General features: G+C 68.4%; 13 protein-coding genes and 2 pseudogenes. 6 read left to right on the top strand and 9 right to left on the bottom strand.

Features of this window, described 5'->3' with window-relative positions; translation table 11 throughout:
- Window positions 1-4 precede the first annotated feature (4 nt).
- The 3 genes and pseudogenes from ABY44_RS08885 to ABY44_RS08875 all read right to left on the bottom strand — a co-directional run.
- Window positions 5-385: pseudogene (locus ABY44_RS08885) on the bottom strand (aldo/keto reductase); the annotation flags it as partial.
- 91 nt (window positions 386-476) lie between these two features.
- Entirely contained in the window at window positions 477-1238 is a 762-nt protein-coding gene (locus ABY44_RS08880) for an isocitrate lyase/PEP mutase family protein (protein ID WP_060171394.1), read from the bottom strand.
- Window positions 1235-2281, bottom strand: a complete 1047-nt coding sequence (locus ABY44_RS08875; protein ID WP_060171392.1) for a saccharopine dehydrogenase family protein — start codon at window positions 2279-2281, stop codon at window positions 1235-1237. Before ABY44_RS08875 ends, ABY44_RS08880 begins: the two co-directional genes overlap by 4 nt.
- Before the next feature lie 117 nt (window positions 2282-2398).
- Between ABY44_RS08875 and ABY44_RS08870 the strand changes: the two genes are divergently transcribed.
- A complete protein-coding gene (locus ABY44_RS08870) occupies window positions 2399-3010 on the top strand; it encodes a TetR/AcrR family transcriptional regulator (RefSeq protein WP_027790784.1) in 612 nt (203 codons plus the stop codon).
- Between the two features lie 18 nt (window positions 3011-3028).
- Here the strand turns inward: ABY44_RS08870 and ABY44_RS08865 are convergent, their stop codons facing one another.
- Window positions 3029-3496, bottom strand: a complete 468-nt coding sequence (locus tag ABY44_RS08865; RefSeq protein ID WP_027790785.1) for a MarR family winged helix-turn-helix transcriptional regulator — start codon at window positions 3494-3496, stop codon at window positions 3029-3031.
- Between the two features lie 81 nt (window positions 3497-3577).
- Between ABY44_RS08865 and ABY44_RS08860 the strand changes: the two genes are divergently transcribed.
- Complete coding sequence (locus ABY44_RS08860; RefSeq protein WP_027790786.1) at window positions 3578-3946, top strand: hypothetical protein; 369 nt, start codon at window positions 3578-3580, stop codon at window positions 3944-3946.
- Between the two features lie 86 nt (window positions 3947-4032).
- Window positions 4033-4650 carry a glutathione S-transferase family protein gene (locus ABY44_RS08855; protein ID WP_059693726.1) on the top strand — a complete coding sequence of 206 codons (618 nt, stop codon included), beginning with the start codon at window positions 4033-4035 and terminating at the stop codon, window positions 4648-4650.
- A 133-nt stretch (window positions 4651-4783) separates the two neighbouring features.
- On the opposite strand, the gene ABY44_RS08850 is transcribed toward ABY44_RS08855, so the two are convergent.
- The 4 genes from ABY44_RS08850 to ABY44_RS08835 all read right to left on the bottom strand — a co-directional run bounded on the left by ABY44_RS08850 (window position 4784) and on the right by ABY44_RS08835 (window position 8812).
- Window positions 4784-5506 (bottom strand): HAD family hydrolase, encoded by a 723-nt coding sequence (locus ABY44_RS08850; protein ID WP_431641123.1) that lies wholly within the window; start codon window positions 5504-5506, stop codon window positions 4784-4786.
- A gap of 23 nt (window positions 5507-5529) precedes the next feature.
- Window positions 5530-6501 (bottom strand): ornithine cyclodeaminase family protein, encoded by a 972-nt coding sequence (locus tag ABY44_RS08845; RefSeq protein WP_060171388.1) that lies wholly within the window; start codon window positions 6499-6501, stop codon window positions 5530-5532.
- A 108-nt stretch (window positions 6502-6609) separates the two neighbouring features.
- The gene (locus ABY44_RS08840; RefSeq protein WP_059693729.1) at window positions 6610-7740 is read right to left on the bottom strand and encodes a DSD1 family PLP-dependent enzyme; all 1131 of its coding nucleotides are present in this window, start codon (window positions 7738-7740) and stop codon (window positions 6610-6612) included.
- Between the two features lie 145 nt (window positions 7741-7885).
- The gene (locus ABY44_RS08835) at window positions 7886-8812 is read right to left on the bottom strand and encodes a LysR family transcriptional regulator (RefSeq protein ID WP_091920268.1); all 927 of its coding nucleotides are present in this window, start codon (window positions 8810-8812) and stop codon (window positions 7886-7888) included.
- Window positions 8813-9042: 230 nt separating this feature from the next.
- Between ABY44_RS08835 and ABY44_RS08830 the strand changes: the two genes are divergently transcribed.
- Window positions 9043-9897, top strand: a complete 855-nt coding sequence (locus tag ABY44_RS08830) for a hypothetical protein (RefSeq protein WP_321910863.1) — start codon at window positions 9043-9045, stop codon at window positions 9895-9897.
- A gap of 27 nt (window positions 9898-9924) precedes the next feature.
- Here the strand turns inward: ABY44_RS08830 and ABY44_RS08825 are convergent, their stop codons facing one another.
- Complete coding sequence (locus ABY44_RS08825) at window positions 9925-10839, bottom strand: NAD(P)/FAD-dependent oxidoreductase (protein WP_059693732.1); 915 nt, start codon at window positions 10837-10839, stop codon at window positions 9925-9927.
- 139 nt (window positions 10840-10978) lie between these two features.
- Between ABY44_RS08825 and ABY44_RS08820 the strand changes: the two genes are divergently transcribed.
- Both ABY44_RS08820 and ABY44_RS08815 read left to right on the top strand, forming a co-directional pair.
- Complete coding sequence (locus tag ABY44_RS08820; protein WP_042974024.1) at window positions 10979-11419, top strand: Rrf2 family transcriptional regulator; 441 nt, start codon at window positions 10979-10981, stop codon at window positions 11417-11419.
- A 250-nt stretch (window positions 11420-11669) separates the two neighbouring features.
- A pseudogene (locus tag ABY44_RS08815) lies at window positions 11670-11746 on the top strand (DUF2760 domain-containing protein); the annotation flags it as partial.

Here is an 11746-nt window from a genome sequence, read left to right as displayed (position 1 = left end):
GGCATCAGGCGGTGCCGGCGCCCGCGATGCGGTCGAGGTCCGCGAGCGCATCGCCCGGCAGCACGAGGCCGGCCGCCGCGAGGTTCTCGCGCAGATGCGCGGCCGACGACGTGCCGGGAATCAGCAGGACGTTCGGCGCGCGGCGCAGCAGCCACGCGAGCGCGACCTGCATCGGCGTCGCGCCGACGCGCGCCGCCACGTCGGACAGTGTCGACGACTGCAGCGGCGAGAAGCCGCCGAGCGGAAAGTACGGCACATAGGCGATGCCGTCGCGGGCGAGCGCGTCGATCAGCGCGTCGTCGCCGCGATGGGCGACGTTGTAGCGGTTCTGCACGCACACGATGTCGCAAATCCGCCGGCCCTGCGCGATCTGCGCGGGCGTGACGCCGCGCCCGTCGCGCCCGTCGCGCAGCAACCGGCCCGGTTCATGCGGCGGCGCGTGCCGATCGCGGCGGCCGGCGTTCATCGTGCATCGCCTAGCCGCCCTGCCTGACCATCTCCGCCAGCGTCTTCATCGCCTGCAGGTACGGATACGGCCCGTGACTGATGCGGGCCACGCCGTAGTCCGCGAGTTCGGCCAATGTCGGCGTTTCCGCGACGCGCATCACGTTCACCGGCAGCGGCGATGCGGCCGTCAGCGCGCGAATGAGCGCCGGCGAGCGCAGCCCCGGCACGAAGAGCCCGTCGGCGCCGGCCGCCGCGTACGCGCGTGCGCGGGCCAGCGTGGCATCGAGCAGGCGCTCGTCGTGCGTGTCGGCCGGCGCCTTGAAGAACACGTCGGTACGCGCGTTGATGAAGTAGTCGGCGCCCGCGCGATCGGCCGCCTGCCGTGCCGCCGCGAGACGGGCTGCGGCAGTTTCGACGTCGCGCAATTCGCCCGTCGCCGGAAAGCTGTCCTCGAGGTTGCAGCCGATCGCACCGGCCTCGATGCTGAGCGCGATCGTTTCGGCGACATCTTCCGGCCGCTCGCCGTACCCGCTTTCGAGATCGACGGTGACGGGCAGGTCGGTCGCGCGCGTGATGCGCTCGAGCACCTCCATCATGAGCGCGCGCGGCATCTGCTCGCCGTCGACGAACCCGTTGGCCGCCGCGACCGACCAGCTGCCGGTTGCCGGCGCGACGGCGCCCGCGTCGGCCGCCGTGCGCGCGCTGCCGGCGTCCCACACGTTGAATAGCGCCAGCGGCTGGCCCGCGCGGTGAAGCGACCGGAAATACGCGCCTTTCTCGTTGCTGCTCATGTTTGTGTCTCCTTGTGGAAAACCGGGTCGGTCGTCGTGCCGAACGATACTGCCACCGAATTGAGCGCCGCGAGAAAATCGCGCGCGTCGAACAGTTCGCCGAGACTGCGCACGCCGCCTGACACCACGGTGTTGCCCGTCATCAGGCGCACGGCGGCCTCGACGATGATCGGTGCGCTGACCGCGTAGATGTCGCGCCCGGACGCGGTCGCGCGGTGCGTCGTGCCGCCCTGCACGACGATCGCGTCCATCGCGAACTGCTGCGCCGAGCGGCCCAGCGCGTCGGTCGGCTCGGGCGGCGGCGTGGCGGCATCGCGCACGTCGCGCAGCGCGAGCGTCGCGAGCCACGATTCGATCGTGTCGATGCGCAGGTGACGCGAGAGCGTCATCACTTCCGAAAACGGCAGCAGCGTGACGTCGACCCGACCGATCGGCGGCGGGAACGGCCATGCGCGTTCGCGTGCGGTCGACGGCACCGGCGTCGGCTTTCCGTCCTTCTGCACGAGCCGTACCGCGCGGTTGCGTTCGCCCGTCACGCGCGTGCCGCGCGTCGGGTGCCAGCGGTCGAGCCCGGTCGCGATATCGACGCGCTCGATCGGCTGATTCCTGTCCACGACGGCTGTGACGAGCAGGTCGGCCAGGCCGCCGTAGAACGCCGCGGCCGGCACGACGGTCACGCCCGCGGCGCGTGCCCGGGCATCGCAGTGTTCGGCCAGCGCCAGCACCGACGGCTGCTCGGCCGTCAGGTCGAGATAGGGGATGCCGGCCCGCAGTGCGGCATCGGCCAGCGGCAGCGCGGTATCGAGATACGGCCCCGCGCAGTTGATCACGGTATCCGCGCCGCGCAGCGCGGTGTCGAGCGTGGCCGGATCGTCGATCGCGGCGACGCGCGCGAGCGACGCTTCGCCGCCGCCTTCCGCGAGCCGCGCCGCATCGCGGCCGATGCGGATCGCGCGCAGGCCGCGCCGTGCCAGTTCGGCGACGACAAACCGCCCGGTATGACCCGTGGCGCCATAGACTGCAACCGTCATTCGATCATCCATGATCAACTCCGATACAGAACGGTCTGTTTTATAGTACAGACCTGTATCGTCGTCAATCCCGCGGTGCTATGATCGGCTCACTGTTGCGGCAAGGGCGGCCAGCATGGCCGGGTCGGGATGAAAAAGGAAACAGGTACACCAGGGAACGCGCCCGATACGCGCGAACGCATTCTGCAAACGGCCAGCGAGCTGTTCTACCGGGAGGGCACGCGCGCGGTCGGCGTGGACCTGATCGTCGCGCAGGCGGGCGTGGCGAAGACGAGCCTCTATCGTCACTTCGCGACGAAGGACGACCTGATCGAAGCGTTCCTGCTGCGCGAGGACGCCGATTTCTGGGCGCATTGGGATGCGGTGGCCGCGCAGTACCGGCGCACGCCGCGCGAGGAACTGGATGCGCAGTTGCAATGGATCGGTGAACGCATCGCGCGCCCCGGCTATCGCGGTTGCCCGCAGATCAACATCGCCGCCGAATACGCGGACGGCAATCATCCGGCTCGCAAGGTGGCCGTCGCGCACAAGCAGGAGCTGCGGCGCCGGCTGACCGAACTGGCGGGCGCGATGGGCGTCGACGAACCGGAAACCTTCGCGCTGCGGCTCGCGACCGTCATCGACGGCGCGCTGAGCAGCGGGCAGGCGCTGCATGCGCACGGGCCCGTGGCCTTCCTGCAGGAATTCGCCCAACTGCTGTTGCCGAAGAAGGGCCGGAAGCAGGCCGGCCTGCCGCGGTAAGTCGCGCGCCGGTTCCGTTCAGCCGCGTTCGGCCGGATCGACGGACAGCACACGCAACTGGCCGCGCAACTGATCGACTTCCCCCGGTGCGAACGGCCGTTCGATCTCGGCATGCGTCTGCTGCCACAGCGGAAATGCCTCGGCCAGCAGGTCGTGGCCGGCCTGCGTCAGTTCGAGCAGACGGCTGCGCCGGTCGTCCGGATCCTGCGCGATCGTGACGAGGCCGCGCCGCTCGAGCGGTTTGAGCGCGGCCGTGAGCGTGGTGCGATCCATCGCGAGCACCGAGGCGACCGATTTCATCGGCGCCGGCTGCGGCCGGTTCAGCGACATCAGCAGCGAAAACTGGCCGTTGGTGAGGTCGAGCGGGCGCAGCACATCGTCGAAGATCCGCGCAAGATTGCGCGCCGCGCGCTGCATGTGCAGGCACAGGCAGCAATCGCGCACCATCAGCGTCGTTTCGAAAGGGAGCTTTTCTTTTCGTGCCATGTTGCAATTGTGTTGATATCAACCTATCGTGTCAAGGTCGAGGCACGGCAGTCCGTCGTGCCCGTCACCGGAGGAGGAGGCATGAGTGCTCAACAGCAGTTGTATCTCGCGGTATTTCTCGGCGCCAAGGATAGCCCGGCCATGAAGGCCTGGCTGGCGTTGCCGGAAGACGAGCGGCGCACGCGCGAGCGCGACGGCATCGCCGCGTGGCATGCATGGGTCGACCGCAATCGCGACGCGATCGTCGAGATGGGCGGGCCGCTCGGCAAGACGAAGACGATCGATGCGGCCGGCGTCACCGACACGGCGAACGCGATGAGCGGCTTTACCGTCGTGCGGGCGGCGTCGCACGACGCGGCGGCCGCCCTGTTCGAAGGCCATCCGCATTTCACGCTGTTCCCGGGTGTGGCGATCGACGTGATGCCGGTGCTGGCGATTCCCGGCGCGTAAACGACGAGCGAGGCCAGGCGTTGCGGATCGGCGAGGCGCCGTGGCCGGCATGCGGAAATTTCCGACATTCTGGATGGAGACTGGCGATGAAGCTTTACGGATTTGCCGGCACCCGCACTCAGCGCGCGCTGTGGGGGCTGAAGGAACTGGATGCCGACTTCGAGTTCGTCTCGGTGAACCTGCTCCAGGGCGAGCACAAGCGGCCCGAATTCCTGCGCCTCAATCCGGCCGGCAAGGTGCCTGTGCTGGTGGACGGCGACCTCGTGATTCCCGAATCGGCCGCGATCGTGCTGTATCTCGCGGACAAGTACCCGGAGAAGGCGCTGCTGCCGGTCGATCTGGCGCTGCGCGCGCAGGCCTACCGGTGGGTGATGTTCGCGGTGACCGAGCTCGAGCAGCCGCTGTGGCGGATCACGCGGCATTCGTTCCTGTATCCGCCGGAGAAGCGCTCGCCAGCCGACATCGAGCTGGCGCGCGAGGATTTCAGGACGATGGCCGCGATTCTGGACAAGCATCTGGAAGGGCGCGAGTTCATCGTCGGCGACACGCTGACGGTGGCCGATTGCGTGACGGCTTACCTGATCGACTGGGCCGGCGAGTGCAACCTGATCGAATCATTCCCGCAGTTGCGGGCGTACCTCGAACGGCTGTATGCGCGGCCGAAGGCGCCGCAGCGGATCGCGGACGCGCGCAAGGCGGCATGAGCGTGCGGCGGCCGGCCATGGGCCGCATCGGCCAGGCCGGCCGTTTCGTTTGCGCAGTGGGCGAATGCCTGCCGGCCGCGTGTCATGGCGGTAATGCGTGCGTCGCGCGCGCAGCGCACGCAGGCGCATACGCTCACGCTACGTCGTCGGGCCCGCCGAGCGCGCGACACAGCATCGACAGGTCGTTGAGCGTAAGGTGCGGCGCGGCGGCCTGCGGCTGCACACGTTCCTGTTCCGGATGCGTGTCGCGAACCACCCACGCTGCCTGAAGCCCCGCGTTCAACGCACCGACGATATCGAGGTGATAGTCGTCCCCGACGTGCAGCAGTTCCGCCGGCTGCACGTCGAGCGTTTCCGCCGCCGCATGGAAGATCCCGGGCTCCGGCTTCGCGACCCCGAACGCCTGCGCGCTGAGCGTCGCACGAAAGTATTCGCCGCCGCCGGTCATTCGCAGGTCGGCGTTGCCGTTGGTCACCGCGATCAACGGAAACCGCGCGCTCAACCACGCGAGCGCGGGCAACGCATCGTCATAGAATTCGACCCGGTTGCGCGCGGCAAAGAACGCCGCGTACGCGTGCTCGGCGAGCGCGACATCCTCGTTCGCACGCTCCAGCGCAAGCCGGATCGATCCGATCCTCATCGCACGGAAATCGCCGGCGAGCCCGGGGCACAATCGTTCGTATTCCTCACGCAACCCGCTCAGCGCCTGCTGCGTGGACAGCACGCGCGCGGTACCGGGCGCGTGCTCGATCAACCATGCGTGAAGCGCCGCTTCGGCCCGTACGACGGCCGGCCCGAACGGCCACAGGGTGTCGTCCAGGTCGAACGAGAGGGCGGAAACTTTGGCGAGACGCATGGCGGTTGACGAGAGGGTTTCGTTTACCACGGCCACGGAATGGAAATTCCGGTGCCGTTTTCGAGGGCCTGTCGATACAGGAAGCGGGCGACGGTCAGGTCCTGAAGCGCCAGCCCGGTCATGTCGAAGACGGTGATCTCGTGCGGCGCGCGGTCGACCGACGCGGTTCCGGCGAGGATGTCACCGATTTCAGTGCGTGGCAAATCCGGCGCCCACTGGCACTCGCCGATGCTGCGGGCCTGATCGTGATCGTCCACGACGATGCGCGCGCGTTCCAGCACGCCTGCCGGAAGCTCGCGCTTGCCGGCCGTGTCGGCGCCGACGCAGGTCAGGTGGGTGCCCGGCCGAACCGCATCCGCATCGAACAGCGCGCCGCCGCCCGGTGTTGCCGTGATGACCACGTCGCTATCGGCCACCGCGTCGTTCCGGTCGCGTGCCACGCCGATCGTGCATCGCTCCCGGAACGCCGATTCGAACTCCGGGTCGGGCTCGCCGCTGACGTTCACGTACCGCACCATGCACCGTTGCGGCAGCAGCCCGAGCGCGTAGTCGAGCTGGACGCGCGCCTGCACGCCCGTACCGAACACGCAGATTCGCGTGCTGTCGCGACGCGCGAGCAGTTGCAGCCCGAGGCCGCCGGCGGCACCGGTTCGCGCGGTGGTGATCGCATTGCCGTCCATGATGCACAGCGGGCGGCCCGTGGCCGGATCGAACAGCGCGACGGTGGCCTGATGCGGTTCGCCGCCGAGCGCCCGGTTCCCGGGCCAGAACCCGGCCGCCTTGAAGCCGAGCAGTTCCTGGCGCGCGACGTCGCCCGACTTGATCCCGAATACGCCGCCTGTGTGCAGCTTCTCGCGAACCACCGGAAACACGCGTCCGGCCCGTTGACTGTGCAACACGAAGGCTTCGCGAACCGCCGCCGTCACTTGCGCGGCCTCGAGGGCGGGTTCGACGGCATCGCGGTCGAGAAGCAGGAGTCGGGCGTCTGTCGGCATGTTCGGGCAAGCGCTTTCGGCGCAATGCAAAACGAGGTGTTTAAATTTTGTCCAGATTTGGACAAATAGTCAATGTATCGGCGACACGGTGCGGGCGCGCGGTTCGGCTCACCACCCGTAGAAGCGCGGCCACGCCTGCGCGCTGCCGTCGTCGCCGATCGCCTGATACTCGGGATGTTGCGCACCGGTGGCGCACGCGTGATTCGGCAGGATGCGCAGGCGGGTGCCGATCGGAAACCGTTGCGCGATGCCGGAGTCGGGCGCGCCCGCGCGCGACACGATCCCGTGCTCCTGGTTGGCGGCGCTCATCACGTAGTCGCCGAGCACGTCGCCGTGTTCGGTGCAGACCTGCCCGTAGCCGAAATCGCGCGCCTGACGCTGCGTGCCGCGGTCGCGGCTCATCGCCATCCAGCCTGCGTCGACGATCGCCCAGCCTTTCTCTTCCTGGTGCCCGATGACGGTGGTCAGTACCGACAGCGCGATGTCGGACAGGTCGCACACGCCGATGTTGTGCATCACGAGGTCGAACATCACGTACACGCCGGCACGCACCTCGGTGACGCCGTCGAGGTGTCGCGCCGCGAGCGCGGTGGGTGTCGAGCCGATACTCACGACCGGGCAGGGCAGCCCGGCGGCCCGGAGGCGTTCTGCCGCGCGCACGGTGCGGCTGCGCTCCTGTTCGGCGATGGCCGCCAGCGCTTCGGGCGTGCTGTATTCGTAGCTCGAGCCCGCGTGCGCCAGCACGCCGCCGAGCACGAGCCCGCCGTCGACCAGCGCGCGGCCCACGTCGATCAGCAGGCCCGCGTCGGGCGGGATCCCCGAGCGGTGGCCGTCGACGTCGACCTCGATCCACACTTCGAAGCGCTCGCCATGCGCGCGCCCGAATTCGGCGATCGCGTGTGCAGCCGGCAGGCTGTCCGTGACCAGCTTCAGGTCGCAGCCCTGCCGGCGCAGCGCGAGCGCCTGGCCGAGCTTCGCGGGCACCATGCCGACCGCGTAGACGATGTCGCGGATACCGTGCGCGAAAAACTGTTCGGCTTCCTTGAGCGTCGACACCGTGACGCCTTGCGCGCCCGCGGCGATCTGGGCATCGACGACGTGCGTGCATTTGGTGGTCTTGACGTGCGGCCGGAACCTCACGCCGAGCGCATCCAGGTGTGCCTGCATGCGGCCGATGTTGTGACGCATGCGGCCGACGTCGATCAGGGCGGCCGGGGTGTTGAGGGTTTGAAGGTCCACGATGCGTTGCCTCGGAATGTTGCCGGTGCGAGCACTGTAGACGCGTCGACGGGCCGCGTGTTTAACGCAACGCTAATACGGCATTAAACACCGTTTAATCGACCGGATCGCGCGAGCCCGAGCCCGAGCCCGAGCCCGGCGCAACTCATGCCTTGCCGCGCCACGGCGGCGGGCTCAGCAACCGCGTCGCGGCTTCGAGGAATACCCGTTGCCGCGCGGAACGGCCGGTGCGCGACGGCAGCAGCGCCGTGACCGGCGCGGGCGGCAGGTGCCAGTCGGGCAGCAACCGGACGAGCCTGCCGTTCGCGAGCAGCGGAGCGACGTCCCACTCGGAGCGCTCGACGATCCCGAGCCCGGCCAGCGCCCATTCGGTGATGACGGTGCCGTCGTTGGAGGACAGCGCGCCGGTGACGCGGATCACGGCGGACCGGCGTGGGGCACCCTTGACGTCGCCGCCGGACGAGAAGCGCCATCGCGGGATGTCCTCGTCGTTCTCGCGCAGGCACAGGCAGTCGTATCGGGCCAGGTCGGACGGATGGTTCAATGCCTCGATGCGACGGGCATAAGCAGGGCTCGCGCACAGAAATCGCTCGTTGGGCGCAAGCGGATAGCCGATCCACGACGACGACTTGAGGCTGCCGACGTGCACGACCACGTCGGCCCCCGACGCGCTGGTCAACGGGCTGTCCGACAGGTGGAGCGTGATGTCGAGTTTCGGGTGCGCGCGCTGCAGGTCGCGCACGATCCGCGCGACGTACTTTCGCCCGAAGCCGAGCGGGGCGACGACGCGCAGCGTGCCCCGCACGTCGCCGTGGTCGCCTGAAATGCTGACCGGCAGCGCGTCCACGCGCTCGAGAATGTCGACGGCTTCCTGGTACAGCCGTTGCCCTTCGTCGGTCAACGCGATCCCTTTCGGCTGCCGCACCGCGAGCCTGGCGTTCAAGCGCGCCTCCATCCGCTGCAGGCGGATCGTGACCGCGGGCGGCGTGAGATCGAGCAGCCGGGCGGCGGAGGCCAGCGAGCGCGACGTACCGATCGCGCGTACGAGCCGAAGGTCGTCGAGGTCGAGCATTTCGTGTCTCTTAATGTGAACGATGCAGGGCATTAAACCGCATATCACGCGTCCTAGCCATCGAGGCGGCGGTGCGGGCGACATGGCCGGTGTCGACGGCTTAAAGAACGGTCGCGTTGCGCCGATATAGAGACGACGTCCGGCTTTCTGTGCAGCGTGTCCAGACCAGCACGGTGCATGCCGTGGAAGGCCGAGACCTATTCCAACGAAAAAATGGAGCCTCTCACCTTATGAAGTCCGTCTTTACCCGTCCCCTGGCAGGCCGCCTCGTAATCGTCGTCGCGGCCGCTTCGCTCGCCGCGTGCGGCGCGACGAACCCGCTTCAACAGGCCGGCCAGGGGATCATGGGCGCGCTGACGTCCGACGCGGGCCGGACCGACGTGTCGAGCCAGAAGCCGGTCGTCCTGAAGATTCCGAACGATCCCGGCATCCAGCCGCGCAAGGTCGCGCCGTATTCGACGGTCATCGTCCGCGATGTCGGCTACGACAGCCGCAGCGTGCAGGTCATCGCGAACGCGCAGTACTACCGGCTTCGCTTCGAGAACCTGACGCCCGGATCGTTCGTCGTCCATGCGCGTACGGACAACGGGGTCGCCGGGTCGGGCGTGAAGTACGACGTCAACTTCAACGTGCAGGAATCGCCGAAGGGTTATCAGGTCGCGTTTCAGCCGATGACGCGCAATGCCTATCAGCAGGGGCTGATCGGCAAGTTTCCGGTGCCGAACTTCAACGACGCTGACCTGCGCACGCAGTTGACGTCGCTGCAAATCGTCTACCGCTTCGAGGTGGATTCGCCGTACAACTCGGAATCGGTGACCGCGAACTTCATGCGTCTCGCGCGTCCGATGACCGCGCGGCAGGGCTGGGCCGATCCCGTGACGGGCAAGATCTACAGCAGCTACTTCGTGTCCACGCTGCATGGTCGCGACATGACGTATGTCACGCAGGTGTATCCGTACCACAACGGGTCGAAGGCGGTGATCACGGCGGTGATCACCGGTGTCGAAACCGCGCCGGATACGGTCGACTTCGGCGTGCTGATCAACGATGCGCGCCACATGCTCGAGAGCATCGCGAAGTCCTGATCGTGTGCCCCGGGGCTGCGCGCCGCGTCACGCGCGCAGCCCGACAATCAGCGACCGATGCGCGGCGACCCCGGCCATCACGCCCGACGCCGACGCGAACGTCGCGTTGGTCATCGGCGTCGACGCGTCGCCGGCCACGAACACGCCGGCGACGTTCGTCTCTTTCCCCGCATCGACGCGCACGACAGGGCCGAGCGGCCCGTCGTCGAATGCACAGCCGAGCTGCTGCGCGAGATCGCTCGCCATGGCCGTACGCGCGCCGACGAACAGCGCATCGACCGGCACGACCTGCCCGTCGGCGAGACGCAACGCTTCGATACGCGGCGCGTCGCCCAGGATTTCGACGACCGGCGAGCGCTCGATGCGTACGCCGCGCGCGTCGAGCAACGCGGCTTCTTCGTGGTTCGCTTCGACCACGCCCTGCGTGAACCACGTCGTCGGGCCCCAGTCCGGAATCAGGATCGCCTGGTGCACGGACAGCGGATGCGTGGCGAGCACGCCGAGCCGCCGGCCGCTCACCTCGTACCCATGGCAGTACGGACAATGCAGCACGCTGACGCCCCAGCGTTCGGCGAGCCCCGGCAGCGCGGGCAGTTCGTCGCGGATGCCGGTCGCGAGGATCAGCCGGTCGGCGCTGGCCCGGCTGCCGTCGGCCAGCGTCACGTGGAAGCGGCCGTCTGCATCGCGTTCGGCCGTGCGCACGTCGCCTGCGATCCGCTGCACGGTCGGATACGCGGCGAGTTGCGCGGCGGCCTCCTCGACGATCTGCGCGGGCGGCTTGCCGTCCTGCCCGAAAAAGCCGTGCGCGTGCGCGGCAAAGCGGTTGCGCGGCCGGCCGGCGTCGATCACGAGCACGCGGCGGCGCGCCCGCGCAAGCTGCATCGCGGCCGACAGCCCCGCAAAGCTGCCGCCGATCACGATCACTTCATGATGGTCATGCATGCACCCGCTCCTTTCCTGAACCTGCGTGATTGAAGGACGTGTTCCGATGGCGGCCAACTCATGGAACACGAGAAGTTGCATGATAGGGCGGTGGTATCATTCACGCAACTTCAAAAGTTTCGAGAGAGGGGCGCCGCCCGTGAGAACCGATAGCCGCTTGTCGCGCATGCTGCACGTGCTGATCCACATGGACCAAGCCGACGGCCCGCTGACGTCGGAGACGATCGCGACGATGCTGGGCACGAACCCGGTGGTCGTGCGACGCCTGCTCGGCGGTTTGCGCGACCACGGCTACGTGCAGTCGGAGAAGGGGCATGGCGGCGGGTGGGCGCTGAGTGTCGCGCTCGACGACATCACGCTGCTCGACGTCTATGGCGCGGTGGGCGAGCCGCCGCTGTTCTCCGATCTCGTCACCGACGACGAAGCCGAATGCCTGGTCGAGCAGGCCGTCAACGCGCACCTGTCGGCCACGCTGAAGGAGGCCGAGACGACGCTGCTCGCCCGCTTCGGCGAAGTCACGCTCGGCATGCTGTCGCGCGATTTCGAAGCGAAGGCGGCCCGGCGGCGCAAGCCGCGCTGACGCGCTGCAGCATCGCGGCCGGGTACGGCCGCCGTGCGCGCCGGCACGGCCGAAACCGTCGCGCCGCGATGTTCTGTCCCCCAACTTCTGCCCGGTTCGCCCGCCACAGGGCAAAATACGGGTTTTCCGCACCCGCGAGGGCGCGACCGAATCACGCGCCGGACGGCGGCAGTGCGCAATCCGCACGCCGCCGCCGGGCGCCCAGGCAAGATCGCTCGCCGTGTCGCGAGCCCACAGGAGTCCAGACCTCATGCCCGAATCCAACCTGTCCTTCTTCGGCCGGCTGTCGCTTGCCGTCGGCACGTTCTTCTCCGTGCTCGGCAATCG

The organism is Burkholderia sp. ZZQ-2, from assembly GCF_050768715.1.
GTDB classification, from domain to species: domain Bacteria; phylum Pseudomonadota; class Gammaproteobacteria; order Burkholderiales; family Burkholderiaceae; genus Burkholderia; species Burkholderia cepacia.
The sequence above is the reverse complement of the archived record's forward strand: the minus strand, read 5'-3'. Positions and strand labels throughout refer to the sequence as shown.